Annotated in this window: 24 protein-coding genes; 10 read left to right on the top strand and 14 right to left on the bottom strand. The window is 71.3% G+C overall.

From position 1 onward, the window contains the following. The first annotated feature begins 390 nt into the window (after positions 1-390). The 6 genes from ACFWHU_RS22370 to ACFWHU_RS22345 all read left to right on the top strand — a co-directional run bounded on the left by ACFWHU_RS22370 (position 391) and on the right by ACFWHU_RS22345 (position 7,337). Positions 391-1,467, top strand: coding sequence for a GNAT family N-acetyltransferase (locus tag ACFWHU_RS22370; RefSeq protein WP_387226916.1), 1,077 nt, complete (start codon positions 391-393; stop codon positions 1,465-1,467). Between the two features lie 125 nt (positions 1,468-1,592). After that, positions 1,593-2,921: a glycosyltransferase gene (locus ACFWHU_RS22365; RefSeq protein ID WP_387226914.1), complete on the top strand. Its 1,329-nt coding sequence runs from the start codon at positions 1,593-1,595 to the stop codon at positions 2,919-2,921. Further along, on the top strand, positions 2,921-3,730 hold the full coding sequence (locus ACFWHU_RS22360; protein ID WP_387226628.1) for a polysaccharide deacetylase family protein: 810 nt from the start codon (positions 2,921-2,923) through the stop codon (positions 3,728-3,730). The genes ACFWHU_RS22365 and ACFWHU_RS22360 overlap by 1 nt, the downstream gene beginning before the upstream one ends. Before the next feature lie 333 nt (positions 3,731-4,063). Further along, a complete protein-coding gene (locus tag ACFWHU_RS22355) occupies positions 4,064-5,842 on the top strand; it encodes a hypothetical protein (RefSeq protein WP_387226626.1) in 1,779 nt (592 codons plus the stop codon). Then, a complete protein-coding gene (locus ACFWHU_RS22350; RefSeq protein WP_387226623.1) occupies positions 5,839-6,228 on the top strand; it encodes a hypothetical protein in 390 nt (129 codons plus the stop codon). The genes ACFWHU_RS22355 and ACFWHU_RS22350 overlap by 4 nt, the downstream gene beginning before the upstream one ends. Continuing rightward, on the top strand, positions 6,228-7,337 hold the full coding sequence (locus ACFWHU_RS22345; RefSeq protein ID WP_385797168.1) for a glycoside hydrolase family 26 protein: 1,110 nt from the start codon (positions 6,228-6,230) through the stop codon (positions 7,335-7,337). The genes ACFWHU_RS22350 and ACFWHU_RS22345 overlap by 1 nt, the downstream gene beginning before the upstream one ends. A 29-nt stretch (positions 7,338-7,366) precedes the next feature. On the opposite strand, the gene ACFWHU_RS22340 is transcribed toward ACFWHU_RS22345, so the two are convergent. The 8 genes from ACFWHU_RS22340 to ACFWHU_RS22305 form a co-directional block, all read right to left on the bottom strand. Then, positions 7,367-8,416 carry a serine hydrolase domain-containing protein gene (locus ACFWHU_RS22340; protein WP_387226621.1) on the bottom strand — a complete coding sequence of 350 codons (1,050 nt, stop codon included), beginning with the start codon at positions 8,414-8,416 and terminating at the stop codon, positions 7,367-7,369. Continuing rightward, complete coding sequence (locus tag ACFWHU_RS22335; RefSeq protein WP_385797163.1) at positions 8,413-9,375, bottom strand: DUF6895 family protein; 963 nt, start codon at positions 9,373-9,375, stop codon at positions 8,413-8,415. The genes ACFWHU_RS22340 and ACFWHU_RS22335 overlap by 4 nt, the downstream gene beginning before the upstream one ends. Continuing rightward, positions 9,372-10,352: a DUF6895 family protein gene (locus ACFWHU_RS22330; protein ID WP_387226618.1), complete on the bottom strand. Its 981-nt coding sequence runs from the start codon at positions 10,350-10,352 to the stop codon at positions 9,372-9,374. Before ACFWHU_RS22330 ends, ACFWHU_RS22335 begins: the two co-directional genes overlap by 4 nt. After that, complete coding sequence (locus tag ACFWHU_RS22325) at positions 10,349-11,041, bottom strand: hypothetical protein (protein ID WP_387226616.1); 693 nt, start codon at positions 11,039-11,041, stop codon at positions 10,349-10,351. The genes ACFWHU_RS22330 and ACFWHU_RS22325 overlap by 4 nt, the downstream gene beginning before the upstream one ends. Positions 11,042-11,054: 13 nt before the next feature. Further along, on the bottom strand, positions 11,055-11,240 hold the full coding sequence (locus tag ACFWHU_RS22320; RefSeq protein ID WP_385797157.1) for a hypothetical protein: 186 nt from the start codon (positions 11,238-11,240) through the stop codon (positions 11,055-11,057). A gap of 78 nt (positions 11,241-11,318) precedes the next feature. Next, a complete protein-coding gene (locus ACFWHU_RS22315; RefSeq protein ID WP_387226912.1) occupies positions 11,319-13,499 on the bottom strand; it encodes a lipopolysaccharide biosynthesis protein in 2,181 nt (726 codons plus the stop codon). Between the two features lie 19 nt (positions 13,500-13,518). Further along, complete coding sequence (locus tag ACFWHU_RS22310; protein WP_387226910.1) at positions 13,519-14,670, bottom strand: DegT/DnrJ/EryC1/StrS family aminotransferase; 1,152 nt, start codon at positions 14,668-14,670, stop codon at positions 13,519-13,521. A gap of 100 nt (positions 14,671-14,770) precedes the next feature. After that, positions 14,771-15,670: a MarR family transcriptional regulator gene (locus ACFWHU_RS22305; RefSeq protein ID WP_387226614.1), complete on the bottom strand. Its 900-nt coding sequence runs from the start codon at positions 15,668-15,670 to the stop codon at positions 14,771-14,773. A gap of 249 nt (positions 15,671-15,919) precedes the next feature. On the opposite strand from ACFWHU_RS22305, the gene ACFWHU_RS22300 reads away from it, so the two are divergent. Next, positions 15,920-16,765 (top strand): ABC transporter ATP-binding protein, encoded by an 846-nt coding sequence (locus ACFWHU_RS22300; protein ID WP_387226908.1) that lies wholly within the window; start codon positions 15,920-15,922, stop codon positions 16,763-16,765. Further along, the gene (locus tag ACFWHU_RS22295; protein WP_385797153.1) at positions 16,762-17,613 is read left to right on the top strand and encodes an ABC transporter permease; all 852 of its coding nucleotides are present in this window, start codon (positions 16,762-16,764) and stop codon (positions 17,611-17,613) included. The genes ACFWHU_RS22300 and ACFWHU_RS22295 overlap by 4 nt, the downstream gene beginning before the upstream one ends. 101 nt (positions 17,614-17,714) lie before the next feature. Here the strand turns inward: ACFWHU_RS22295 and ACFWHU_RS22290 are convergent, their stop codons facing one another. The 5 genes from ACFWHU_RS22290 to ACFWHU_RS22270 all read right to left on the bottom strand — a co-directional run bounded on the left by ACFWHU_RS22290 (position 17,715) and on the right by ACFWHU_RS22270 (position 22,287). Continuing rightward, positions 17,715-18,506 (bottom strand): ABC transporter permease, encoded by a 792-nt coding sequence (locus ACFWHU_RS22290; RefSeq protein ID WP_387226611.1) that lies wholly within the window; start codon positions 18,504-18,506, stop codon positions 17,715-17,717. Then, on the bottom strand, positions 18,503-19,516 hold the full coding sequence (locus ACFWHU_RS22285) for an ATP-binding cassette domain-containing protein (RefSeq protein WP_387226609.1): 1,014 nt from the start codon (positions 19,514-19,516) through the stop codon (positions 18,503-18,505). Before ACFWHU_RS22285 ends, ACFWHU_RS22290 begins: the two co-directional genes overlap by 4 nt. A 77-nt stretch (positions 19,517-19,593) precedes the next feature. Next, positions 19,594-20,442 carry a DUF4097 domain-containing protein gene (locus ACFWHU_RS22280; protein ID WP_387226607.1) on the bottom strand — a complete coding sequence of 283 codons (849 nt, stop codon included), beginning with the start codon at positions 20,440-20,442 and terminating at the stop codon, positions 19,594-19,596. Between the two features lie 95 nt (positions 20,443-20,537). Beyond that, the gene (locus ACFWHU_RS22275; RefSeq protein ID WP_385797145.1) at positions 20,538-21,056 is read right to left on the bottom strand and encodes a hypothetical protein; all 519 of its coding nucleotides are present in this window, start codon (positions 21,054-21,056) and stop codon (positions 20,538-20,540) included. 325 nt (positions 21,057-21,381) lie between these two features. Beyond that, positions 21,382-22,287 carry an RNA polymerase sigma factor SigF gene (locus ACFWHU_RS22270; protein WP_385797143.1) on the bottom strand — a complete coding sequence of 302 codons (906 nt, stop codon included), beginning with the start codon at positions 22,285-22,287 and terminating at the stop codon, positions 21,382-21,384. 351 nt (positions 22,288-22,638) lie between these two features. Between ACFWHU_RS22270 and ACFWHU_RS22265 the strand changes: the two genes are divergently transcribed. Both ACFWHU_RS22265 and ACFWHU_RS22260 read left to right on the top strand, forming a co-directional pair. Continuing rightward, positions 22,639-23,007: an STAS domain-containing protein gene (locus tag ACFWHU_RS22265; protein ID WP_078076999.1), complete on the top strand. Its 369-nt coding sequence runs from the start codon at positions 22,639-22,641 to the stop codon at positions 23,005-23,007. A gap of 203 nt (positions 23,008-23,210) precedes the next feature. Continuing rightward, entirely contained in the window at positions 23,211-23,699 is a 489-nt protein-coding gene (locus ACFWHU_RS22260) for an ATP-binding protein (protein WP_078077000.1), read from the top strand. Between the two features lie 83 nt (positions 23,700-23,782). On the opposite strand, the gene ACFWHU_RS22255 is transcribed toward ACFWHU_RS22260, so the two are convergent. Next, positions 23,783-25,333, bottom strand: coding sequence for a peptide MFS transporter (locus ACFWHU_RS22255; RefSeq protein ID WP_387226603.1), 1,551 nt, complete (start codon positions 25,331-25,333; stop codon positions 23,783-23,785). Positions 25,334-25,461 lie beyond the last annotated feature (128 nt).

Genomic DNA, 25,461 nt, shown 5'->3' with positions numbered 1-25,461 from the left:
GACACGTGGGGGTGGCGAGCGGTTTATCGGCTCGCGTGATCGTGAGCACCCAGATACTACGAGCAATGAGCCTGATTAGGGCAGGAGTTGCGCAACTCCTGTCACTCGGCGGCACGGCGCGGGCACCATCCGCACACGTATGAGCCCCCGGCCGCCGGGCATATGTGCTGGCCGCGCGCCTGAACCCGTCCCGCACACCCGCATCCCCGTCCCCACCCGCCCCATGTACAGGTCGATCCGCCGTGTCGCTCGCGTTTCGTATCCGTCATGACATGGCCGACTGGCCCTGTACCGGAGTGATTTGGCCCGGTACCGTCCTTTTCGAGCGACCGGGGGGTCGAGTTGAGCGACGTACGCGTACGTGGAGGGGCCGCGGCCCGCATCCGGGTGATGCGGCCGGGGGAGCTGGACGCGGATCACATCGAACGCTGGCGGGAGTTACGGACGCTGTCCGGCGCGCCCGCCAATCCATTCATGGAGCCCGAGTTCACCCGGGCCGTCGGCCGCGTCCGACCGGGCGCGCGGGTCGCGGTCGTCGAGGGGGCGGGAGAGGCCGTCGTCGGCTTCTTCCCTTACGAGAGAGGGCCGTTGGGGCAGGGTCGCGCGATCGGGTTCGGGGTGTCCGACTGCCAGGGGCCGGTGCTGAGCCCCGAACACGGCCTCACGGCGGTGGAGTTGCTGCGCGCCTGCTCGCTCACCAGCTGGGAGTTCGACAACCTCGAAGCGGGACAGACGCTGTTCGCCCTCGACGCCACCGAGGAGTTCGACTCCCCGGTCATCGACATCGGCCAGGGATACGCGGCGTACGAGAGGGCGCTGCGCGCCGGATCGCCCAAGTTCTTCCGCACGACGACCGCCAAGGAACGCAGACTGGCCCGGCAGGCCGGCGAGGTCCGGTTCGTCTTCGACGAGCGCGATCCGGCGGCGCTGCGCACGCTGATGGAGTGGAAGTCGGCGCAGTACCGCAGGACGGGCCGCCGCGACCGCTTCGCGAAGGAGTGGATCAGCGCGCTGGTACGGCAGTTGGCGGCCGATCACACTCCCCGGAGCACGCCGGGCTGCTCGGGCGTGCTCTCCGTCCTGTACGTCGCGGACCGCCCGGTCGCCGCGCACTTCGGGCTCCGCTCGGGCACCGTCCTGTCCTGCTGGTTCCCCGCGTACGACACCGACTTCGCCAAGTACTCGCCGGGTCTGATCCTCCATCTGCGGATGGCCGAGGCGGCGGCCGGAGCCGGGATCGGCCTGCTCGACCTCGGGCGCGGCGCCGCCGAGTACAAGGACGCGCTCAAGACCGGGAACCTGCGGGTGCACGAGGGGGCCTCGGTACGGCCGGGGGCACGGGCGGCCCTGTACCGGCTCGGCCGCGAACCGTCGCGCCGCGCGCACAGCTTCGTACGGAACCGGCCGAAACTGGCCGGATACGCGCAACGCGCCCTGAACCGGGTGGGCCGGCTCCGGGACCGGTGACCGGTGAGTCGTTCTCAGTGCACACGAGCGGAGGCATGATGCCGCACACTCCGAGCACGTCCTCACGATCAACCTCAACCTCGACGCCGGCCCCGAAGCCGGGGTCGCGTTCGCCGCTTCGCGACATCGGCGTGGCAGACCTCGACCTCGACCTCGACCCGGACCTGGCCCTCGATCCAGGCCCGGGGACGAACCCGGACCGGGCCCCGGACCTCGATCCCGGCGGCGAGCCGCACGTACTGTCGCTGACCCCCGCCCCCGGCGGCCCGCCCCTGCGCGCGGGCGCCCTCTTCGCGCTCGTACGGCTCCGGGGCCGCCCCGTCGCGACCGTCCTCACCACGGTCCCGGACGGCGCCGACCCCGCCGGCGTACTCGTCACGGCCTTCCGCGCCCAGCACGGGCAGCGTGACCAACGCCACGCCGAAACAGACGAGTTGAGCGGTGCGCCACCCCGTACGACCGTCGTCGTCGCCACCCGCGAGCGCGCGGACCGGCTCGGCCGGGCGCTCGACTCCCTCCTCGCGCAGGACCATCCGGACTTCCACGTCGTGGTCGTCGACAACGCGCCCGTCACCACCGCCACGCGCGAACTGGTCGACGAGGCCTACGCGGGCCGCGTCACCTACGTCCACGAACCGGTGCCCGGACTGGCCGTCGCGCACAACCGGGGCGTCGCCGCCACCGACAGCCCCGTCGTCGCCTTCACGGACGACGACGTCGTCGCCGACCCGCGCTGGCTCTCCGCGCTCACCGCGCCGTTCGCGGCCGACCCCCGCACCGGGTGCGTCACGGGTCTGATCCTCCCCGCCCGGCTGACCACCCCCGCGCAGATTCTCCTGGAGAGCCACGGAGGCTTCGCGAAGGGCTTCGCCCCACGTCTCTACGACCCGGCCGCGCCACCCGCCGACGAGCCGCTCTTCCCGTTCACGGCGGGCAGCTTCGGCTCCGGCGCCAACATGGCGTTCCGCACCTCCGCGCTACGCGCCGTCGGCGGCTTCGACCCCGCCACCGGTACCGGCACACCCGCCAGGGGCGGCGACGACCTCTACGCGTTCGTCCGGATCCTGGCCGCCGGTCACCGCCTGCGCTACACACCCGACGCGCTCGTCTGGCACCACCACCGCGAGACCTGGCAGGACCTGCGGAACCAGGCGTACGGCTACGGCGCCGGCCTCACCGCGTACCTCACCGCCGTCCTGTGCCGTCACCCCTCCCTCCTGCCCTCGCTGCTCGCGAAGCTCCCGCGCGGACTGGCCCACGCCCGCGCCATCACCGCCCACCGGCCGGGGGAGACCGGGGCGGGGGCCGGGGCGGGTGCGCCCGGCACGCACGGCACCCACGGCACCCACGGCACCCACGGCCACCCGTGGCCGCGCTCGCTGTCCCGGCTGGAGCGCAGGGGCATGCTCTACGGCCCGCTGGGGTACGCCAGGGCGCGCTGGGGGAGACGATGATGCCGCAGGGAAACCACGCACCGCGCATCCCCGTGCTCCTCTACCACGCGGTCATGGACGACCCGCCCGCCTGGATCGCCGAATTCACCGTCACACCGAGGCAGTTCGCCGCGCATCTGGACGCGGTCGTGGCCAGTGGCCGTACCCCCGTCACCGTCGGCGCGCTCGCCGGCCGACTGACCGGCGGGACCGCGCTGCCGCCCCGCCCCGTCGTCCTCACCTTCGACGACGGGTTCGCCGATCTGCCCGGCCCGACGGCCGAAGCGCTCGCCGAACGCGCTCTGCCCGCCACCGCCTACCTCACCACCGGCGCCATCGCCCCCGGAGACGGCAGCCTGCTGCCGCCCGCGCCGATGATGACGCTCGCGCAGGTGCCGTCCCTGGAGCGGCACGGCCTGGAGGTCGGCGGACACACGGTCACGCACGCGCAGCTGGACACCCTTCGCCCGTCCCAACTGGACCGGGAGCTACGGGAGTCCAAGGCGGTGCTCGAAGACGTACTCGGCCACGAGGTCACCCATCTCGCCTACCCGCACGGCTACAACAGCCGCGCCGTACGCGGGGCTGCCCGCCGGGCCGGATACGCCTCGGCCGTCGCCGTACGCCACGCGCTCAGCTCCGAGACGGACGACTCGTACCGCATCGCCCGCCTCATCGTGCGCCGTGGCCACACGGTCGCGGACGTGGATGCGTGGATGGCGGGGGAGGGCGCCAGGGTGGCGCCGTTCCCCGACTCGGCGGCGACGGTGGGCTGGCGGCTCTACCGCAGGACCCGCGCGATGGTGAAGGGCCCGCGGTTCGCGGGCTAGGGAGTGTCGGGCGGGGGAGACCGAAGGCCGGGCGCCGGGCCCCTGTTCCAGCATGCGGCAGACATGTACGAGAGACACACAAAAGCGCAGAGAGTTCCTATAATTCGCTGAAGGGGACAGCGGCGTGACGGCCGCGACCACAGGGGTGGGGGGAGTCGCACCGTGCAACCACGCGTGCCCGCGCCGGACTTCGGGCCTCGTCCGGCCGAGGCCCAGCCTCGGGCCGAGGCCCCGGTTCCGGCACACCCACCGCCGGCGCCACCTCCGCCCCGTCGCGCGCTCCCACGGCCCCGACATCTCTTACGTCCTCAACTGCTGTTCACCTGGCTCCCGTTGCTCGCAGGGGCCGCGCTCTGGATGTACTCGCTGCCGCGCGTCGGTTTCCGCTCCATGGGCGACTACGGGCTCCTCGACCGCTTTCCCGCCACGTTCTACGCCGCGCTTCTGCTCCTGACCTGCGGATTCCTGGTCGCTCTGCGCCGCGCGGGAACCGCGCCGTGGTGGCCCGCCGGCTACTGCGTCGCCCTTCTCGTCGCGCTCAAGGCACCACCCGCCGTGCTGTACGACTCCGTGCGCTACCCCTGGGCGTCGAAGCACGACGCCGTCGTCAACCAGCTCCTGCTCAATGGCGAACTGCGCCCGAACGGCGCCCTGTCGGGCAACATGTCCGCCTACGACCAGTGGCCCGGCTTCTTCACGCTCACCGGCGGGCTGGTGCGCGCCTTCGGCGTGGACAGTGCCGCCGTGTTCCTCAACTGGGCGCCGATCGTGCTCGGTGTGCTGATCACGCCGGTGCTCGTACTGCTCTACCGCACCTTCACCGAGGACTGGCGGCTGGTGTGGACGGCCGTCTGGATCTTCCAGCTCGCCAACTGGGTCGGACAGGACTATCTGGCGCCGCAGGGCTTCGCGTATCTGCTGCATCTGTCCGTGATCGCTGTCGTGCTCCGGCACTTCGTGCTGCCGGGGTCGGCGGGCAGGCTGCGCGACCGGTCGTTCCTGGACCCGGCGTCCGCCGCCGTCCCACCCCCCACCGGCACCAGGCAGCGCGCCGTCGGCGTGGCGGTACTCGCGCCGCTGATCCTCGCCGTCAACGCCTCGCACCAGCTCACGCCGGTGATGCTCTGCGTCTCGCTGTTCGCCCTCACGCTCACCCGCCGCTACCGCAACTACGGCCTGCTGGCCGTCGCCGCGCTCATCATGCTGGCCTGGGACCTGACGATGGGACGGCCGCTGTTCCTTGAGACGCTGGGCACCCTGCGTGACTCGCTCGGCGAGCTGACCCAGAACTCCCGCGCCGGGTACGCCGGTGAACTCACCGGCCCCGGCCCCGAACTCGCCGGCCGCGCAAACGTGTTGATGGTGCTCGCCGTCGCCGCGCTGGCGGGCGCGGCGCTGCTCCTGCGGCGCCGGCTGGTCCGCGCCGCGCTGCCCCTGCTGCTCGTGTCGGTGGCGCCGGTCCCGCTGTTCGTCGTGAACGACTACGGCGGCGAAATGCTTTTCCGTGTCTACCTGTTCGGGCTGCCCGGCGCCGCGTTCTTCGCGGCGGCGACCCTCGTGCCCGCCGTCGGAGGTGTGCGACGGCCGCTGCGAAGACGGGCCAGGGCACTCACCCTCCACGGTGCGCTGCCCGTCGCCCTCCTCGTACTGCTGGCCGGCTTCCTGCCCTCGTACTACGGCAAGGAGAAGATGTACTACACCCCGCCCGCCGAGACCGCGCTCGTCACCCGCACCATCGACCGGGCGCCCGAGGACGCCCTGATCCTCGCCACCACCGGCTCCTTCCCGCAGGCGCTGCACCGCTACGACCACGTCGGGCACTGGTTCTTCGCCGAGCAGGAACTCCCCGAGAACGAGCGGATGCTGGCCGACCCCGCGCGCCATCTGTCCGACGGCATCCCGCCCGGCACCGACGCGTACGTGATCCTCACCCGCACGCAGGACATCTACGCGGCCGGCGAAGGACTGCTGCCGCCGGGCGGCTTCGACATGCTGCGCTCACGGCTGGCGGCGTCGCCGCTGTTCCGGGTCGTGGAGGAGCATCCGTACGGCATCGTCCTGGAGTACCTGCCACGCACGGGCACCACCGCCCCGGGGAGCGAGCGCCCATGACCTTGGATCATTTACGGCTCCGAATACCGCTGGCCCTCGCCGGCTGGGGCGCGGTGGCGGCGACCGCGCTGCCCGGCGGTTCACCACTGCGCTGGATCCCGGTCCTGCTGTTCGTCTCCTTCGGACCCGGCCTCGCGCTCCTCCACCCGCAGCGCGGCACGCTGCGCCCGGCCGCGAGGATCGAGGCCGTCGCGCTCGCCGCGCCGCTCAGTCTCTCCCTCGCGGTCACCGTCGCCACCACGCTCTTTCTGGTGCGCGGCTTCTCGGCGACGGCCCTGCTGGTGACGCTCGCGGCCGTCACGACCGTCGCCGCAGCCCTGCCGGGACTGCCGCTGCCGGCCGCGACGCGGGGCGCGGCCGGCGGCGAGCGCGGGAGGGGACGCTGATGGCGGCCCGGCTCAGCGAGGTCGAGAAGCAGGCCTACACCGTGATCGTCCTGGTCGCCGTCGGGCTGCTCATCGCCGGGATCGGCATCTGGGCCACCGAGTCGGACGGGCCGGCGGACGACGGCTGCGCGGCGACGGACCTGCTGGAGCCGCCGTGCGGCGCGTGGTGGGGGGCGTACGTCCCGTACGCGGAGGACGGCCCGGCGGACGGCTCGCTCACCAGGGCGGTGTACGCCTTCGAGAAGAAGATCGGCCGCAGGCTCGACCTCGTCTACAACTACCACGACATGTCGAACACCGAACTCGACGGCCAACTCCTCACCCCCGACGAGCGGGAGCTGGGCGAGGACCGGATGCTGATGCTGGCCTGGGAGTCCACGATCTGGCGCGAACCGCACCACGAGAACTGGACCGAGGACCAACTGGGCTGGGCGAACGTCGCCGCCGGGCAGTACGACGAGGAGATCATCGATCCCCAGGCGCGACGCATCAAGGAGTACGGCGAGGAGCACGGCAAACGGATCTTCCTCTCCTTCGACCAGGAGGTCGACGCCCGCATCAAGGAGGGCGCGGGCACGCCGGACGAGTACGTCGCCGCGTACCGCCATCTGCGTGACCGGTTCGAGGAGTTGGGGGTGGAGAACGTGGTGTGGGTGTGGACGGTCTCCGGCTATCTGGGCAGCGCGGACGAGATGAAGGCGCTGTATCCGGGGGACGACTACGTCGACTGGATCGGCATGGACCAGTACAACTACTACCTCTGCCACGACACCACCGACTGGAAGGACTTCGACCGCAGCCAGCGCCCCACGTACGACTGGCTCCGGGAGAACATCTCCGCCGAGAAGCCCCTGATGCTGGCGGAGTTCGGCACGGTGCCGGATCCGGCGGACCGCGACCGACAGCGCGACTGGTACACACGGATCCCCGAGTCGGTGCGGACGATGCCGTCGGTGAAGGCGCTGATCCAGTGGAACAGACCGATCCCGGGCGCCGACTGCGACCTGACGGTCAACGAGGGCCCGTCCTTGAAGGGCTACCGCGAAGCGGGCAAGAACCCGTACTTCGACCAACCACTGCCGGGCAATTTCAGCCCGTCCGGCGATTGAGGACAGAACCCGGCCCCGGGCGGACCCGGTCATCCCGACCCGAACAGCACCCCGTACGCCGTGGGCACAAACGCGTCGGCCCGCCGAAACCGCCGCGAGGCCACCGCCGCCACCGCCGTCCCCGTCCCCGGACAGAACCCCAGGAACGCCTGCTGCCCGCTCGTCGCCCCGCAGTGGAAGTACGCCGGACCGTCGTCCGTCGGGTGCTGGAACCACGTCAGGGTGTGCGTGTGCGCCTTGCCGAGGCCTCGGCGCAGTACGGGGCGGCGCACCGCGTGCAGCGCGTCCGCCAGTGACGGCGTGCGCTCCGGCCGGAGATGCGCCTCCAGGAAGGTGAGCAGGTCGTGCGGCGTGGCCCGCACCGCCCCGGCCGCCGCGAAGCCGCCGATACGCAGCGGGGGCACCTCGCTCACGCCGTCCCCGGCGTACCCGACGGCATCCGTCGCGTCGACCCCCGGCCCCGCCCCGCGCGTCGTCGTGCCCGCCAGCCCCAGCGGCGCCAGCACCTGCTCCTCCATCAGCGCGTCCCAGCCCGTCCGGGTCGCCGCGCCGAGCGCGTGACCGAGCACGGAGACGGCGAAGTTGGAGTAGTGCCAGCGGGTGCCGGGCCGGTGGCGGGGCCGTGCGCCCAGGAAGGCGTCGACCACCCGGTGCGCGGGATACCCGGCGAACGGGTTGGTGGTCCAGCGCGGCAGCGCCTGCGGGTAGAAGTCGCGCGGCAGCGCGGGCAGTCCGGACGTGTGGGTGATCAGATGCCGCAGGGTGATCGGCGCGACCCGGCGCGGCGGCCGGGTCCCGAAGCAGGCCGCCGCCGAGTCGTCGTACGCCACCCGGCCGGCCCCCGCGAGCCGCGCCAGCAGCAGCCCCGCGTACGGCTTGGACGCCGACCCGATCTCGTACCGCAGCCCCTCCGCGCCCGGCGAGGCGCGGACGGTGCGGTGCCCGTGCACGGAGACCGCGAAGACGACGTCCGGGGCGTCGACCGCGCGCACCGCCGCGTCGAGGCGGTCGTGCGGCGTACCGGCGAGCGCGGCGCGGGCGACCCGGGTCACCTGGCCGGCGAGTTCGTTCTCGCTCATGACGCGACGGGGGCCGTCAGCCGCGCCATGGCGCGCGAGGTGGCCAGCACGGAGGCGAGCGCGGCGACCAGGGTCGGGTGGTAGACGATGTCGAACACGTCGTCCGCGCTCCCCTCCGGCATCTCCTGCGCCACGGGCATCGCCCCGTCGGGCTGCTGCGCGGCGGCGAAGCCGCGCCACACCCGCTCGTCCAGGGTGGGTTCGGGCAGGCAGGCGTCCACGACGAGCAGTTCGCCGAGCAGGTCCCAGCGCTTCAGGTCGAGCCAGTCGTCCAGCCAGACCGGCAGCCAGAGCGCGAGATAGTCGGCGATGTCCGCCGGCAGTCCGGCGGGTTTCCGGCCCCAGTCGGTGAGGTGGAAGACCGTGTGGGTGATGTCGTACCCGATGTGGCCCTCCACGGTCCACGGCTCGGGCGTGCGGGCGAGCCAGGTGCGCCGGGTCGCGTCCTCGACCGGTGTGCCCGGCGCCAGCCCGAAGCGCTGCTCGTACGTGGAGATGCCCAGGCGCCGCACGGGCAGCACCTCCAGGGCGGCCCAGCTGCCGAGCCGGTGGTTGAGGCGTACGGCGCGCTCGGTCTCCGGCTCCTCGTAGCCCATCTCCTTGAACGGCAGATAGACCTCGAAGGGGATGGGCGAGATCGGCTCCAGCCGCTGGCCGCGCGCCAGCATCCGTCCGCCGTCGAGGGCGTCGCGCCACAGATGGTCCATGAGCCCGCGGGCGAGGGACGCCTGCCGTGAGCCCGCCACCCCTTCCCGGAAGAGGATCTTGCAGATCATGGCTGCTTCGCCGATCGGCTTGAAGCGCTCCAGGAAGCCGACTTCGGGGTCGGCGTCGGGTTCGAGCCGGAAACCGGCGCGGTGGGTGTGCAGCCAGTCCATCGCCCGAGCGCCGACACCGTGGATGAGCTTCGTGTGAGCGGCGCCGGTGCCGGCGGTGTCGTCGGTGCTGTCCGTCGTCATGCGACGCCTTCCTGTACTGGTGCCAGGCGGGCGTCGGCCAGCGTGGCGGCGAACGCGGCCATCAGCGTGGAGTGGTAGCAGTACGCGAAGTCCCGGGGCGGCTCGTGCGGGCGCCCCGCACCGTTCTCCGGGATGCCTCCGGCCGCGTCCTGGACCTCCGCGATCCGGGCCCACGCGGCCTCGACGGTCCGGGCCGTCTCCGGACATGACGAGACGTCGGGAAGGCTCGCGGCGACGGCGAGCAGCTCACAGCCGAGATCCCACTGCTCCGCCTCCAGACACGTGTCCAGCCAGGCGGGCAGCCACGTCGCCAGATAGTCGCCGAGCTCGGGCGGCATCCGGTGCGGCGCGTTGCCCCAGTCGGTGAGGTGGAAGACGACATGCGTCAGCCCGTACCCCGCCGTCCGCTCGAACGTCCACGGTTCCGGCAGCCCGCCCAGCCAGGTGCGCGCGAGCGCGGCCGACGGCTCCCCGTGCGGCGGAAGGCCCACGCGCCGCTCGGAGTTGAGCACGCCGAGCCGCCGGTTCGGCTCCTGTTCGATCCGCTCCCAGCCGCGCGTGCGCCGTACCGTGCCCGCCAACTCCTCGAAGCCGGAGTGCCGCAGGCCCGCGGCGGCGAAGGCCGCGTAGATCTCCAGCGGATACGTCGCGAAGGGCTCGCCGCGCAGCAGGTCGAGGAAGAGCCCCCCTCGCCGGGTCTGCTCCCACGCGAAGTCCAGCAGCTCCGAGGCCCGTCGGTGCCGGTCGGAGCCGGGGTCGCTGTACGCCCTGATGGAGAGGCTGAGCTGGGCCAGCTCCCCGAGCGGCTTCAGCGTCCGGTTGACGTCGGCGCCGGGGTCCAGCACGTCGTCCGGCAGACGGAAGGAGTCGCGGTGGCCGTCCACCCACTCCAGGGCGGTCCGCGAGACGCGGGCCGCCTGTGACACCTCGGCCGGCGGCGACGTCGCCGTCACCTCGGCCGTCCTGGGCGTACTCATCCGCGGCCCCCGGCGCGGATGTGCCGCGCGGCGTGCACGTGCAGGCGGACCCGGGCGTCGCCCCGGGCCATCTGCTCCACGAATTCGAGTCCGGTGTCCAGGCCGAGCGTGCCGGGGACACCGTCGATGACGCTCAGCCAGCGTCCGGCGCCGGCCGCCTGGAGCCAGTCACGGCGCCGTACGGCGCGTACGAAGCCCCGCGCCACGTCCACGGGTCTGCGGGCAGCCGCCTGGGCGACCCCGGAATCGGCGCCGGGTACGGCGAGCGACGCCAGCAGCGACAGTTGATGGGTGAGCCGCGGCCAGTCGAGGGCGTCCAGCCACGACGCGTCGGGCCCGGACTTCGCCCCGGTGCCGGACACATCGAGCCGGTGCAGGGTCTGGGTCATCGCCCAGTGGCTCCACACCGTCGTCTCGGACGACGTGGCGCCGGGGGCGTAGGTGAGGACGGCGCGCCGGAAGACCGCCAGGTCGTCCGGGAGCGGCCGACGGCGGGTCAGGACGCTCGGCAACAGGACGTCGGCGCCCAGTACGCGCACCGCCGCCAGACTGAGCCGGTCGTCCGCGAGGGTGCCGACGGTGCCGCCCACCACAGAGGAGTGGCCCCCGTCCCGTAGGACGGAGACCACCTCTGAAGCGAGGTCATGCACCACACCCGCCAGGCGGGGAGAGGTACCTGACTGCTCCATTCGACGTCTCCCGTCAGCCCTTCTTCGGGCGGGGGGTGGGCGGCGAGAGCAGGACCGCGCCCGCGCCCGCGGCCAGCGCCAGTGCGGCGCACTCCCGGCTGTCGCGGTAGGTGCCTTCGGCCTCGCTCGGGCTCAGGATCGCGTCGATGTCGACGTCCAAGTCCTTCGTGACGTCATGGGTGTTGGTCTCGGTGGACATGCCATCATCCCCTCAGGAGAAAGCTGAATTTGACGGACATAAGTCAGTTGACCTCACATATCGGACGCACGCAAACGCTCAGCTCCGGGAGTGGGCCGCTCGGGCGGCGACACGTACCAGTACGGCGGTGACCGCCAGCGCCAGAAGCCCTGCTGACAACGGAACGGCGACCGCGGCGAAGGCGCGCTGCGCCGCCCAGCCGCACACCACGAGCACCCAGACCGCCGCCCCGACGATCCGCCCGTCCACCCGCCCCTTCGCGTACGACACGCGGAGCACGACGGCGGCCAGCCCCAGACAGAGCAGTTGAAGGACGACCGGCAGGAGCTCCAACGCCCGTGCCTGACCGGTCAGCTGCGCGAGAGCGTCGGCGACCGGCCGGTGCCAGGGGCCGGACGCAGCATCGGGCCGTACGCCGAGGAGCGGCGGCATCCCGTGCAGTGCGCCGAACAGGGTCAGCGGAGCCGCCGTCAGCAGGAGCGGACGCGACCGTACGAGCGCCAGGGCCGCACACTGGACGACGATCAGCAGGACACCGGCGCCGACGGTCAACGGCGGCAGCGTGGCGAGGAGTTGGGCACCCGAAACCCGGCCGTCCCCGATGTCGCCCGCACCCCGCAGCGGCAGCCAGAGAAGCCCGGCGGCCAGTACGAGGAGCAGCCACAGGACAGCGGCGGACGGGTGACCGTTCCCGCGCGGGTGCGAGGCAGGTGCGGGCGGCTCCACCTGTTCCGGACGGGCCCTGGGCCTCGGTTCCTGGACGGGGATCCCGAACGCCGGAGTCGCCGTGTCGTGGACCCCGTGCAGATACGACGTCTGCCGCGCCCAGGCCGCCCGGTACTCGGCCTCCTCCACCGCGTCGGCGGGCGCCCCTCCCGTACGCCGTCTGCGCTCGGCCGCCTCGCGCGCCCAGGTCGTCCCGTACGGCTTGTCCCGCTCCCCGCCCCGGCGCCAACGGTCATGGCCGCGCCCGCTCAGCGCCGACCGCAGTCCCGGCGCCGCCACCAGCGCGATCAGCGTCATGGACAGCAGCATCGCCAGCCCGGCGCCCGAGATCCCGGCGGGCCCGAGCAGCAGCACCGCGCTGCCGAGGACGGAGACGCACATGGCGCCCTGGAGGGCGGCGAGCATGCCCGTACGGCCCTGGACGCGCAGCACTCCGATGTACAGCTCCACGACGACACGCGGCAGGGCGGCGGCGGCCAGCAGGCGCAGGACCGTCGAGCCGTGCTCGGCGTAGTCGGCGCCGAAGGGCGCGAGGACCTGGGGGGCGAAGACCACCAGCACCAGTACCACGGGCACCAGCAGCACCGTCATCCGGCGCAGCGCGCCCCGTACGCCGTCGGCCAGCCGCTCGGGGGAGTGCGAGGCGTGCGCGGTCAGGGACGAGGCCATGTTGATGGCCATGAACTCCATCGTCCCGCCGACGGTGTAGGCGGTGTAGAAGAACGCGTTGTGCGCCGCGTCGAAGCGGACGGCGACCATCACCGGCAGCAGATTTATCATCGCCAGGCTGAACAGGGCGCCGACCGAGTCACCGGCCAGGAACCGCCCGATCTCGGCCGGACGCGGCGGCTCGCGGTCCCGGTCGGCGGCGGCCTGCCGGGGGATGAGGCGGCGGAACACCAGCCAGCCGAGCGGCAGTACGGACAGCGCGATGGCCGCAGCCCAGGACACGAAGACGCCGAGGACCGGCAGCGCGGTGGCGAACGCGACGAGCAGCAGCAGCTTGCCGAGGGAGAAGACGGCGTTGCCCACCGGCACCCAGATGGCCTCGCGCAGCCCGGTCAGTACCCCGTCCTGGAGGGTGAGCAGCGCCCAGGCGACGCAGGCGCCGGTGAAGACGAGCCCGGCGGTGACGCCGCTGAGCGGCGCGTACGAGGGGCCCCACAGGTCGAGCGTCAGCAGGAAGACCACGCAGGCGACGCACACGACGGCCGAACTGAGCGCGTACGCCCGCCACACGAGCGCGCCGGTCGCCCGCCCGGCCCGTGGCACGTAACGCACCACCGCGCCGATCATGGTGGTCGCGGTGAGGGACGCGAGCAGCCGCATGGCGGCGATGGCGGCGGAGCCCTGGCCGACGGCCTCCTCGGTGTAGTAGCGGGCGGCGACCAGCCAGAAGCCGAGACCGAGGGCGGCGGAGACGCCGGTGGAGAGCATCAGCGCGTACGCGTTGCGGAACATCGAGTCGCCGTCGGCGTGGCCGTCGCCGCCGTCGGCGCTGTCCTGTCCGGTGGCGGGACCGCTTTTCGTCATCGAGTCCGTGCGCGCCGTGTCAGCCACCTTCGTGCCTCGGGGGTGACGCGGGCTCGGCCCCCGACTCGTCGAGTGCGGCGATGACTTGGCGGGCCCGTAACGGGTCGGCGGGCAGCGCGTGGCGGGCGAACCAGGCGGCGGGCGCGGGGCGCGGCGACGCGTCGGTGAAGACGTCACCCGCGTACACGTCGAGCGGCGGGTCGTACAGATAGCCGGTGGTGATCCGGCGCCGGGCGAGCGCGGCGACGGCCGCGTCCCGGTCGGCGACCAGCAACGGCACCCGGAACAGCGGACGGACGGGCCCCGGCGGCGCGGGCGCCGCCCACCGGGTCGCCAACAGCCGCTCCGTTCCCGCCCGGTGGGCCGCGAGCAGCGGATCGAGCCCGGACAGCAGCCGTTCGGTACGGCCGAGGCGCAGCCGGCCCGGTGTGATGCGGTACCCGCGCATGTCCACCCGTACCCACGAGTCGAAGCCGCGGAGCCCCGGCCCTTCGGCCAGCGCCTCCTTCAGTTCGCCGGGACGCAGCTCCATCCGGATGCCCCGGCGCTCCTCGGCGCCGACCGCCCGCAGCAGCCCGCGCGCGGCCCGGACCAGCCGCAGTCCGCGTACGCCCGCCTCCGCGTACGGCCGCAGGGCGTAGGTGAGTTCGGCGGCGAGCGTGGCCGGTTCGAGGAGCGCGTCGCGGGCCGCCGCCAGCTCCGCACGGAGCGCGGGATCGGCCATGGCGAGGAACCCGCCGGTCTTGGCGCCCACATGCTTGGAGAGGCTGAAGACGGCCGCGTCCCCGAAGGTCCCGACGGCCCGGCCCGCCACCTCGCCGCCGATGGCGTGGGCCGCGTCCTCGATCAGCGGGATCCCCAACGCGTCGCAGCGGGAGCGCAGTTCGGGCGCGGGGTCGGGATTCCCGTACAGATTCGTGGTCAGTACGGCCGAGAGCCCGCGCCAGTCGGACTCCGGGACGGCCGCAGGGTCGATCGAACCGTCCCGCGCGTTCAACGGCGCCTGGACCGGGCGCAGTCCGGCGGCGAGCACCACGAACATGATCACGTCGTCGTTGACCGGCGACATCAACACCCGGCCGCCGGGCGGGCACCAGTGGCGCAGCGCCACGTAGAGCCCGAGCCGGCACGACGGCACGTACAGACACTCTCTGCCGAGACGTCGCCGCATGAGCGATTCCAGCGCGGCGTACGGCGTCGGGCAGCCCTCCCCAAGAGCCATACCGTTTCCCCCTGCCCCCGGATCAATGTGGCCTTTGGGGATGCTCCCGTCAATACGGTCGCCGCGTACGCGGCCCGTCCGGCGCGGCGCGGCGCGGCGGGGCGAGCCGCTCGGGCCCGGCGTGCCGCAGCGCTTCCGTGACGCGGTCGGTGGACCAGCCCAGGGCCTCGGCCAGCGGGCCCGCGTCGGCCGGCGCCCCCGTGTGCACCAGCGCCGCGAGCACGGTCAGCGCGTCGTCCACGGCGGAAGGACCGCCCGCCATGTCGTCGCTGAGGGTCGAGAAGAAGTGGCCCATGTGATCGAGCCGGGCACCCGCCGGGGTACTTGCGCCGACGATCCCGGCCCCCCGCCGGGCCGTGTCCGCCCAAGCGGCGGTCGTACGTGTGTCGCGCGTCCAGGCCCGCAGCCAGACGTCGTCGTCCACGACGTACCGCTCGCGCCGCCGCAGGGGATCGCGCTCGCGCCGGACCATCTCCAGACCTTCGAGGTAGCCGATGGCCTTGGAGACCGACGCGGGGCTGACCCTCAGCCGCGCGACCAGGTCGGCGGCGGTGAGGGTGCCGGAGTCGGTGAGGAACAGCCGGACGAGGACGCGCGAGGCCATGCGCGGCAGCCCGGTCTCGACCAGCATCTCGACGAACTGCTCGGCGAAGCGCCGGAGTTCCTCTTGGTCGCGGTTGTCGTGTCCGGCCTGCCCGCCGTCGCCGACGGCGCCGTCGCGGGTTGCCGCGTCCGACGGTGCGGGCCTGCGCCGCCGGGCCCGTCGCTCGGTCGCACGCAGCGCGCGGTCCGCCCGGTAGCCGTCGGTCCCGCCGTTGCGGGCCACCTCCCGGCTGACGGTCGACGTCGGCCTGCCGAGGCGTCTGGCTATCTCGGCGTACCCCAGCCCCTCGGCCAGCCCCGCGCCGATGCTCCGGCGGTCCTCGTGCGTCAGCCTGCCTCCCGGCATCCGCGCTCGCCTCCTGGTGGGGTGTCGGTGAATGGTCCGCCCAGTATGCGTTCAGCGTCATCTCATTGCAACGATTTCATCGACTCCTTTCATTGCGTTCGCCTCCACCACCATTGCAATCGGCGTTGACGACTCATGAAACGCAACGTAGCTTTCACGGTTGTTGAAACGACTGTGCAAACGACCACGGCAAGGGGATTCGATGTGACGACGAGTCGGAGAGTCGTGCTCGATGTCGAGGGACTGCGAATGCGGTACGGCACGAGAGACGTCCTGCGCGATGTGCGGTTCCGGGCCCACCACGGCGAGGTGCTGGCCCTGCTCGGGCCGAACGGGGCGGGCAAGACCACCACGATCGAGATCCTGGAGGGCTTCCGCATGCGGTCGGCGGGCCGCGTCGACGTACTCGGCTCCGACCCGGCGCACGGCGACGAACGCTGGCGGGCCAGGCTCGGCGTGGTCCTCCAGTCCTGGCGCGACCACGGCAACTGGCGGGTACGCGAACTGCTCGCCCACCTCGGCACGTACTACGCCCCCTACTCCACCGACAGCGTGCAACGCCCCTGGGACACGGACGAGTTGGTCGAGGCGGTCGGCCTGACGGCGCACGCGGGCAGCAAGATCAGGACGCTCTCGGGCGGTCAGCGGCGCAGGCTGGACGTGGCGATCGGCATCGTCGGCCGCCCCGAACTGCTCTTCCTCGACGAGCCGACCGCGGGCTTCGACCCACGGGCGCGCCACGAGTTCCACGACCTCGTCCACCGCCTCGCCGACGACCACGCCACCACGGTCCTGCTCACCACCCATGACCTGGACGAGGCCGGAAAGCTCGCCGACCGCATCGTGATCCTGGCCGGCGGCCGGATCATCGCCGACGGTTCGGCGGACGAACTGGCGCGGCAGGTGGCGGGCGAGGACGAGGTGCGCTGGACACGCGCCGGTGAGCGCTTCACACACACGACCGCCGACTCGACCGGCTACGTCCGCGACCTGTTCGCCCGGCACGGCACCGCGATAGCCGAACTGGAGGTCCACCGGGCCTCGTTGGAGGACACCTACATGGCGCTCGTACGCCAGGAGGAGGCGGCCCGGTGAACCCGGCGACCGGCGGCACCCTGCGGATCGGCTGGTCCCGCGGCCTGATCGAACTGCGGCACTCCTTCACCAACGGCGGTGAACTGCTGTCCCATCTGCTCTGGCCCACCCTGATGCTGACGGTGATGTACTTCCTGCGGGACTCGGCCTTCGGGTCCGGCGGCCTCATGCTCGGCACCCTCGCCCTGCCGAGCATCCTCGGCATGAACGTCGCGATGGGCATGGTCGCCATGAGCCAGACCCTCACCGCCGAACGCGAGGACGGCACCCTTCTGCGCGCCAAGGCGACGCCCGACGGCATGCCCGCCTATCTGATCGGCAAGGTCGTCACGGTCGGCGGCGGCCTCATCGCCGACCTCGCGATCCTGCTGATCCCCGGCCTGCTCATCATCGACGGACTCGCGGCCGGAGACGCCGGTTCCTGGCTCACCGTCGTCTGGGTACTGCTCCTCGGCATGGCGGCCACGCTCCCCATCGGCGCGATCCTCGGCTCGGTCTTCGCCGGCGCCCGCGCCCAAGGGCTCATCCAGCTGCCGGTGCTGGGCCTGATCGCGATCTCCGGCATCTTCTATCCACTCACCTCCATGCCGGAGTGGGTGCAGTGGATCGGCCAGGCGACCCCGATCTACTGGCTGGGGCTGGGCATGCGCGCCGCGCTGCTCCCGGACTCCGCGGTCGCCGTGGAAATCGCCGGGTCCTGGCGCCAGTGGGAGACGGCCGGGGTGCTCGGTCTCTGGGCGGTGCTCGGCCTGGTACTCGCCCCGGTCGTTCTGCGCCGTATGGCACGGCGCGAGTCGGGGTCGGCGGTGTCGGAGCGCCGGGAGAAGGCACTGCGCAGGGTGGGCTGAGCGGTCTGCACGGAAACGGGCGGCGTACTCCGACGCGGTGTCGGAGTACGCCGCCCCGGGGCGGGACGAGTTGCGGGAGGCGGCCCGTGCCGTCATGGCCGTTACTTCGGGTCGCGGTTGAACTTCGAGGTCGACCAGAAGTAGCCGAGCACCGCGAGACCCAGGCACCAGGCGAGGGCGAGCCAGCCGCTGTTGCCGATCTCGGTGCCGAGGAGCAGGCCGCGCAGTGTCTCGATGGCGGGGGTGAAGGGCTGGTACTCGGCGATCGGCTGGAACCAGCCCGGCATGGTCTCGACCGGGATGAAGGCACTGGAGAGGAACGGCAGCAGGATCAGCGGCGTCGCGTTGTTGCTGGCCGCTTCTGCGTTCGGGCTGGCCAGTCCCATGCCGACCGCGATCCAGGTGAGTGACATGGCGAAGAACGCGAGCAGACCGAACGCCGCGAGCCACTCCAGGACCGTGGCGTCGGTGGACCGGAAGCCGATGGCCACGCCGACCGCACCCACGAGGACCACGCTCATCACGCACTGGAGCACGCTGCCGACGACATGCCCGACAAGCACCGAGCTGCGATGGATGGCCATCGTGCGGAAGCGGGCGATGATGCCCTCGGTCATGTCCATCGAGACGGAGACCGCGGTGCCGATCGTGGTCCCGCCGATGGTCATGATCAGGATGCCGGGGACGATGTAGGCGATGTAGTCGGAGCGGTTCGCGCCGCCTCCGCCGATGCCGGCGCTCATCACGTCGCCGAAGATGTAGACGAAGAGCAGCAGCATCATGATCGGCGTGAGCAGCAGGTTCAGGGTCATGGACGGGTAGCGGCGCGCGTGCAGGAGGTTGCGCCGCAGCATCGTGTTCGAGTCGCGTACGGCGAGGGCGAGAGAGCTCATCGGGTGTTCTCCTTGGAGGACTGGCCGGGGACGCCGGCGGAGTTGGTGGCGCTGGTCAGGGCGAAGAACACGTCGTCGAGGTCGGGGGTGTGCACGGTCAGTTCGTCGGCCTCGATATCGGAGGAGTCGAGCCAGTCGAGGATGGAGCGCAGTTCGCGCTGGCTGCCGTCGCTGGGGATCTGTAGCGACAGTGCCTCGTCGTCCCTCGTGACTTCGGTCAGAGCGGAGGCGGCGCTCTGATACGCGGCCGGGTCGGTGAAGCGGAGCCGTACGTGTCCGCCGGGGATGAGCCGCTTCAGCTCCTCCGCGGTGCCTTCGGCGGCGATCTTCCCGTCGTTCAACACCGCGATGCGGTCGGCGAGTTCGTCGGCCTCGTCCAGGTACTGGGTGGTGAGCAGGACGGTGACGCCGCCGGCGACCAGGCCGCGGATGATGCCCCACATGTTGTGACGGCTGCGGGGGTCGAGGCCGGTGGTCGGCTCGTCGAGGAAGATGATCCGCGGGCTGCCGACCAGCGTCATGGCGATGTCCAGACGCCGCTTCATACCCCCGGAGTAGGTGGATGCGGGCTTCTTCGCGGCCTCGGCCAGGTCGAACCGTTCCAGGAGTTCGGCGGTCACCCGCCGCCCCTCGTCACGGGAGAGATGGTGCAGGTCCGCCATGAGGAGCATGTTCTCCTCACCGGTGATCAGACCGTCGACCGCGGAGAACTGCCCCGTGACACCGATCGCGGCCCGCACCGACTGCGGGTCCGCGGCGAGATCGTGACCACCGACACGCGCCTGCCCCCCATCCGCGGTGATCAGCGTCGAAAGGATCTTCACCGCGGTGGTCTTCCCGGCACCGTTCGGCCCCAGCAACGCGAAGACCGTACCCGCCGGGATACGCAGGTCGATCCCGTCGAGGACGAGCTTGTCCCCGTAGGACTTGCGCAGGCCGACGGCGGAGACGGCGGTGGGCGACTCCTGGCCGTTGGCGCGCTTGGACATGGGCATGACAGATGAAGGCATGGGCCCTCCCGTTCGAAGGCTGGAATGAAGTGAAAGGAATGAAGTGACAGGAATGGAGCGTGAGGAGAGGCGGACGCTCAGGCGCGGGCGCGGGCGCGGCGGACGTCGATGTTGCCCCAGTTGGTCCGGGCGCGGACCTTGACGGTGTCCTCGCTCTGCTCCGGGGTCTGGGAGGCGGAGAGCGTGTTGCGTACCTGCCCGCGGTTGGAGCTGACGTCCAGCCAGGCGGCGGTGCCCTCGCGGACGCCGACCTCGATGGAGCCGTTGGCGGTCTCCAACTGGACGGTGCCGGAGGCGACTTCGGCGACGCGAAGGCCGCCGTTGGTGGTGGTGCCGGTGACCGAGGACTCGGCGCGCTCGATGTCGATGGCTCCGTTGGCGCCGCTGATGCGCAGCTCGCCGATCACGGTGCCGACGGTCGTGGCGCCGTGCGAGTTCTTCAGGACGGCGGGGCCGTCGACGAGGCCGACACGCACGTTGCCGGTGCTGCTGGTGATCTCGGCCATGCCCTCGACCCGGTCCACGGTGATCGAGCCGTGCGACGCCTTGAGTTGCAGCGGGCCGGTGGTGTCGAGGCGTACGTCACCGGCCGAGGTCTTCACGTAGACCTCGCCGAGCCGGCCCTCGCCGATCAGGTTTGCCCCGGTGCCGGTCATGTCGATGCTTGAGCCGGTGGGCAGTTCGACCGTCACGTCGACGGTGCCGCCGCGCCCCAGCAGATTGGCCTTGGGCGTCCTGACGGTCAGTGAGCCGCCCGCGTAGGCGACCTCGGTCTGGTCGGCCGTCCGTACGTCCTGGTCCTTCTTCGGGTCGCGGGGCCGCACCTCGACGACGGTGTCGAGGCGGTCGCCCGCGGTGAACCAGATGGAACCGGAGTACACGTAGGCGGTAACCGAGATCGGTTCGGGGGTGTCGTAAGAAGGCATGGCTGTCCCGTCCTCTTGGGGCTTCGGATCGTCCCCGCTGGTGGGACGTGGTGTGGATGAAAGTGGTGAGGGTGAAGTGACGGGGCGGACGCGCGCTAGCGCACCCAGCCCGTGAAGCTCTGTCCGACGGTCAGGGTCTTCTCCGTCGTACGCGGCCGGCTGCCGCCGTCGACCGCGGCCGACACGGCGCGCACCAGCCACGCGTTGACCGACAGGCCCTCGCGGGTGGCGGCCTCCTCGGCGCGGGTCTTGAGGTGGGCCGGCAGGCGCAGGTTGACGCGGGCGGTGCCGCCTTCGTCGCCGTCGGCCGGGACCGGGGCCCTGAGCGGTTCGACGGGCGCGGCCGGCTCCGCGTGGGCACCGGTGTCGGTGGGCGGCAGGGTCACGACGAAGTCGGGGTCGAGTCCGCGCAGCCGTACGTCGACCGAGCCGGGGGCGAGTTCGCGGGTGATCTCGTCCATCGCGGCGGAGAGCACGTTGAGCATGGTCAGCCGGGTCGCCGACTCCAGTGGAGCGGTGAGCCTCTCGGCCAGCTCGCGGGCTTCGTCGCCGCCGGCCTCGGCGGCCACCGCGAGTTCGCGGCGGAGGTTGTCGACGTACGGGGTGAGGTCCATGACGCCATCATGGCACCATTATGGCTCCATGCGCAAGCGTCAAGGTGGCCCCTCTGGGGTGATGAGCGAGTGAACAGCTCTGAGCTGCGGAAACGTACTGGCGTCTAACTGAGTCACTGTGGTGCCACGCGTGTGCCTGTGCTTCCGGAGGCGTGAAATGGCACCGGTTGGCACCAGGTGGCACCGCAGTGACGCCGGATGGCGCCGAACCGCGCCACCCGATGCCATGCGCGTTCGCGGCGCGGGCCGGGAACGACCGTGGCCCGGCGGTCGTCAGAGACGACCGCCGGGCCACACGGAGAACTTCCCGCCGAGGGCGTGCCCGTCACTCCTCGATCGTCAGACCCTTCCGCAGCCTGACGAGCGTGCGCGACAGCAGCCGCGACACATGCATCTGTGAGATGCCGAGCTCCTCGCCTATCTCCGACTGGGTCATGTTGGCGACGAAGCGCAGGGACAGGATCGTCCGGTCGCGCGCCGGGAGGCCGGCTATCAGGGGCTTCAGCGACTCGACGTACTCGATGCCTTCGAGCCCGTGGTCCTCGTAGCCGATGCGGTCGGACAGCGCGCCCTCGGTGTCGTCCTCCTCCGGCTGGGCGTCCAGCGAACTCGCCGTGTACGCGTTGCTCGCCGCCATCCCCTCGACGACTTCTTCGTTGGTGAGGCCGAGTCGCTCGGCGAGCTCGGGGACCGTCGGTGCGCGGTCCAGCAGCTGGGACAACTCGTCGCCCGCCTTGGCCAGTTCGAGGCGGAGCTCCTGGAGCCTTCGCGGCACCCGCACCGACCACGACGTGTCGCGGAAGAAGCGCTTGATCTCGCCGACGATCGTCGGCATCGCGAAGGTGGGGAACTCGACGCCCCGGCTCAGCTCGAAACGGTCGATCGCCTTGATCAGTCCGATCGTGCCGACCTGGATGATGTCCTCCATGGGCTCGCTGCGGGAGCGGAACCGGGAGGCGGCGAACTTGACCAGGGCGAGATTCAGCTCGACCAGGGTGTTCCGTACATAAGCGTGCTCATGGGTGCCCTCTTCCAGGCCTTCGAGGCGTCCGAAGAGGGTCTTCGACAGAGACCGGGCATCCAGCGCGCCCACCTCGTCGAAGGGCGGGATCTCTGGCATGTCATCGAGGCCCGGGAAACCGGACGCGGATGTGGCGCCGGTCTCGTCAGGGTCGGACGGGATTGTCGACGGCGCGTCGTGGGTACGCGGTTCGTCGAGCCGGGGTGACATGGGTCTCCTCCATACGTTCTCGGCATATGGCTGCCGATGCCAATACGCGCTGCTGCGGTTTGCGGCGCCTCCATAGCCGGTCGCGTCGGTCAGGTTGGTTGTGTCTTCACTAGCCCTATCGGTTCAGCGTGGACACGTGCAAGTGTCATTTCGTACATATGTCCGCATTGCGTGGGAGATTGGCTACCGGAGACCGCGTGAAAGGCGTAATGTTTCGACGAACGTCAACGGCGCGTGACACGGCGCCGGGCGCGAACGGGAGCGCGATCACAGCGCCTCCGGGGACGCCATCCACAACAGCTGAGACATCTGACGACGGCGCACGACACGGCAGAAGAGGGACGGACGGGCATGGACCGCCAGACGGTCGGCAGCACGAACCGGGGCCGGCTTCGGGTCGAAGTTCGGACCGAAGGCCGAAGCGAGGTCGTGACAGCGGCGGGTGAGTTGGACCACCACACCGCCGAACTGTTGCGCGCACCCCTTGAAGAAGCGATCGACCAGGGGCGGGTACGTCTCGTGGTCGACTGCTCGCAGCTTGAGTTCTGCGACTCGACCGGGCTGAACGTGTTGCTCGGGGCCCGCCTCAAGGCCGAAGCGGCCGGCGGTGCCGTCCATCTGGCCGCGATGCTGCCGGTGGTCGCCAGGGTCTTCGAAATCACGGGCGCCGACGCGGTCTTCACCGTGCACGAGTCGCTGGAAGCGGCTCTTGCCGATTGACCCGGGAGCCGGTACGAAGGCTCCGCGTGAACCAGATGTTGCAAGTGTCACGTCACCCGCGTAGGTCTTGTGGGTGTTGTCACGATTACGCCGGGCAGAAGAGTCCCCGGGCGGCCGGTCGGGACAGGCAAGGCACTCTGCGTAACGACGCAACGACGTAACGACCTATTGGCGAACTGGTGAATCGGTGAGGTGAAGCGCTGATGAGCACCACCCGGCAGTTTCCGCCGGGCGATTTCGGCTCCGAGCCGGACGGCGCGGGTACCACCTCCGCCGGGTCCGAAAGCCGGGTACGCACCCTGGCGTTGGGCAGCGCCAGCGGCATCGTCCCGATGGCACGCGACTTCACCCGTCAGGCGCTCTACGACTGGGGCTGGCTGCCGGCCGCGACCGCGGACCGCCGCGCCGCCGCGGAAGACGTGCTGCTCGTCGTCTCCGAGCTGGTCACCAACGCGTGCCTGCACGCCGAGGGCCCCGAGGAGCTGCGGGTCTCCTCCGACACCAAGGTGCTGCGCCTCGAAGTCACCGACCGGGGTACGGGCCAGCCCGCGCCCCGCACCCCGCACCGCGCCGGGCGGCCGGGCGGACACGGGATGTTCATCGTGCAGCGGCTCTGTCTGGACTGGGGCGTCGCCCGTACGCCGGGAGCCCCCGGCAAGACGGTCTGGGCGGTCCTGGCGGCCCCCGCGTAACGCGCGGCCCCTCTCTCGGCGCTGACGCGCACCCCCGATCGCCGGGCGGGCTCGTTTCCGGGCCCGCCCGACTCAGCGGCACGTCACCGCACGTCGCCCATCAGGGCCCGCACCTTCTTGCGGTACATGAAGATCGCGAAGCCCGCCAGCGTGGCCAGCAGCGCCTCCACGGCGACCACACCCGTACGGCTCAGATCGACACCGGCGATGGAGAGCATCCCGGTCACCGAGTCGCCCGCCGTCACGGCCAGGAACCAGACGCCCATCATCTGACTGGCGTACTTGGCCGGAGCCATTTTCGTCGTCACCGACAGGCCCACCGGCGAGACGCACAACTCCCCGACGGTCTGGATCAGATAGATGCCCACCAGCCACACCGGGCTGACCAGGCTGCCGTCGGCCGCCAGGACCAGCGGGATCAGGAAGAAGAAGAACGAGACGCCGACGAAGAGCAGGCCGGCGGCGAACTTCACCACCGTGCTGGGCTCCTTGCCCTGCCGGTTCAGCCAGAGCCAGAACCAGGCGACCACCGGGGCCAGCGCCATGATGAACACGGGGTTCAGCGACTGGTACCAGGACGTCGGGAAGCCGATGCCGAAGACCTGGTCGTCGGCCTTCGTCGTACCGAACGCCTGGATCGTCGACCCGCCCTGGTCGTAGATCATCCAGAAGACCGCGGCCGCGACGAAGAACCAGATGTACCCGGACATCTTCGTCTGCTCGACCGGCGACAGATCCTTGTCGCGCTTTATCCGGATCAGCACCCCGGCCGGGATGACGATGCCCGCGAGCGTCAACGGCACCATCGCCCAGTTCAGGGTGAAGTTGCCGGTGAAGACCACGCCTCCGTAGAAGACCGAGGCGATCAGCAGCCACGTCAGACCCCTGGTCAGCCAGCTCGCACGCTCCTCGCGCGACAGCGGCGTCGGGACGACACTGCTGCGCGGCGCCAGGTGCTTCGTACCGGCCAGGAACTGGATCAGACCGATGCCCATGCCGAGGGCCGCGAGCGCGAAGCCCAGGTGCCAGCTGTACTTCTCGCCGACGGTGCCGATGATCAGCGGCGCGAAGAAGGCACCGATGTTGATGCCCATGTAGAAGACGGTGAACCCGCCGTCGCGGCGCGGGTCGTTGGGGCCGTCGTAGAGGTGGCCGACCATCGTGGAGATGTTGGACTTCAGCAGTCCCGAGCCGAGCGCCACCAGCGCCAGACCGGCGAAGAAGGAGCCCGAGCCCGGCAGGGCGAGCGTCAGATGGCCCACCATGATGGTGCAGGCCGCGATCGTCACGGTCTTGCGCGGGCCCCAGACCCGGTCGCCGAGCCAGCCGCCGGGCATGGCCAGCAGATAGACCATCGACAGATAGATCGAGTAGATCGCGGTCGTGGTGGCCAGGGTCAGTCCCAGACCGCCCTCCTGGAGCCCGTTCGAGGCGTCGGGGCCGCCGGACAGCAGATAGATCGTGAGCAGAGCCCTCATGCCGTAGAAGCTGAAGCGTTCCCACATCTCCGTCATGAAGAGCGTGGCCAGACCGCGTGGGTGGCCGAAGAACGTCTTCTCGGGGATGGTGCGGGGACCGGGGCCGTGGGGGCCGCCGGGTGGTTCGGGGGAGTCCTTGGTGAGGCTGGACGCCATGGGGGGGATCCTTGCTTGCTCGGGTTCATGAAAAGGGGACCTTCGGCTCTCAAGCCGCCAAAGGTCCCCAACCGGTCGTACGAAGAGCCAGGCCACCATACGGCACGACAGAGCGGTATTCGGGACGA

The sequence above is a fragment of the Streptomyces sp. NPDC060366 genome (assembly GCF_042725135.1).
Taxonomy (GTDB): domain Bacteria; phylum Actinomycetota; class Actinomycetes; order Streptomycetales; family Streptomycetaceae; genus Streptomyces.
This window is presented reverse-complemented; position numbering and strand designations above follow the sequence as displayed.

What these genes read in the sequence shown, in the direction of transcription:
- ACFWHU_RS22280 (WP_387226607.1), bottom strand. Translation starts at nt 20,442, where the DNA reads ATGCCTTCTTACGACACCCCCGAACCGATCTCGGTTACCGCCTACGTG.
- ACFWHU_RS22275 (WP_385797145.1), bottom strand. Translation starts at nt 21,056, where the DNA reads ATGGACCTCACCCCGTACGTCGACAACCTCCGCCGCGAACTCGCGGTG.
- ACFWHU_RS22360 (WP_387226628.1), top strand. Translation starts at nt 2,921, where the DNA reads ATGCCGCAGGGAAACCACGCACCGCGCATCCCCGTGCTCCTCTACCAC.
- ACFWHU_RS22340 (WP_387226621.1), bottom strand. Translation starts at nt 8,416, where the DNA reads ATGAGCGAGAACGAACTCGCCGGCCAGGTGACCCGGGTCGCCCGCGCC.
- ACFWHU_RS22270 (WP_385797143.1), bottom strand. Translation starts at nt 22,287, where the DNA reads ATGTCACCCCGGCTCGACGAACCGCGTACCCACGACGCGCCGTCGACA.
- ACFWHU_RS22330 (WP_387226618.1), bottom strand. Translation starts at nt 10,352, where the DNA reads ATGAGTACGCCCAGGACGGCCGAGGTGACGGCGACGTCGCCGCCGGCC.
- ACFWHU_RS22310 (WP_387226910.1), bottom strand. Translation starts at nt 14,670, where the DNA reads ATGCGGCGACGTCTCGGCAGAGAGTGTCTGTACGTGCCGTCGTGCCGG.
- ACFWHU_RS22265 (WP_078076999.1), top strand. Translation starts at nt 22,639, where the DNA reads ATGGACCGCCAGACGGTCGGCAGCACGAACCGGGGCCGGCTTCGGGTC.
- ACFWHU_RS22305 (WP_387226614.1), bottom strand. Translation starts at nt 15,670, where the DNA reads ATGCCGGGAGGCAGGCTGACGCACGAGGACCGCCGGAGCATCGGCGCG.
- ACFWHU_RS22345 (WP_385797168.1), top strand. Translation starts at nt 6,228, where the DNA reads ATGGCGGCCCGGCTCAGCGAGGTCGAGAAGCAGGCCTACACCGTGATC.
- ACFWHU_RS22325 (WP_387226616.1), bottom strand. Translation starts at nt 11,041, where the DNA reads ATGGAGCAGTCAGGTACCTCTCCCCGCCTGGCGGGTGTGGTGCATGAC.
- ACFWHU_RS22370 (WP_387226916.1), top strand. Translation starts at nt 391, where the DNA reads ATGCGGCCGGGGGAGCTGGACGCGGATCACATCGAACGCTGGCGGGAG.
- ACFWHU_RS22260 (WP_078077000.1), top strand. Translation starts at nt 23,211, where the DNA reads ATGAGCACCACCCGGCAGTTTCCGCCGGGCGATTTCGGCTCCGAGCCG.
- ACFWHU_RS22350 (WP_387226623.1), top strand. Translation starts at nt 5,839, where the DNA reads ATGACCTTGGATCATTTACGGCTCCGAATACCGCTGGCCCTCGCCGGC.
- ACFWHU_RS22255 (WP_387226603.1), bottom strand. Translation starts at nt 25,333, where the DNA reads ATGGCGTCCAGCCTCACCAAGGACTCCCCCGAACCACCCGGCGGCCCC.
- ACFWHU_RS22315 (WP_387226912.1), bottom strand. Translation starts at nt 13,499, where the DNA reads ATGACGAAAAGCGGTCCCGCCACCGGACAGGACAGCGCCGACGGCGGC.
- ACFWHU_RS22335 (WP_385797163.1), bottom strand. Translation starts at nt 9,375, where the DNA reads ATGACGACGGACAGCACCGACGACACCGCCGGCACCGGCGCCGCTCAC.
- ACFWHU_RS22300 (WP_387226908.1), top strand. Translation starts at nt 15,920, where the DNA reads ATGCGGTACGGCACGAGAGACGTCCTGCGCGATGTGCGGTTCCGGGCC.
- ACFWHU_RS22290 (WP_387226611.1), bottom strand. Translation starts at nt 18,506, where the DNA reads ATGAGCTCTCTCGCCCTCGCCGTACGCGACTCGAACACGATGCTGCGG.
- ACFWHU_RS22320 (WP_385797157.1), bottom strand. Translation starts at nt 11,240, where the DNA reads ATGTCCACCGAGACCAACACCCATGACGTCACGAAGGACTTGGACGTC.
- ACFWHU_RS22285 (WP_387226609.1), bottom strand. Translation starts at nt 19,516, where the DNA reads ATGCCTTCATCTGTCATGCCCATGTCCAAGCGCGCCAACGGCCAGGAG.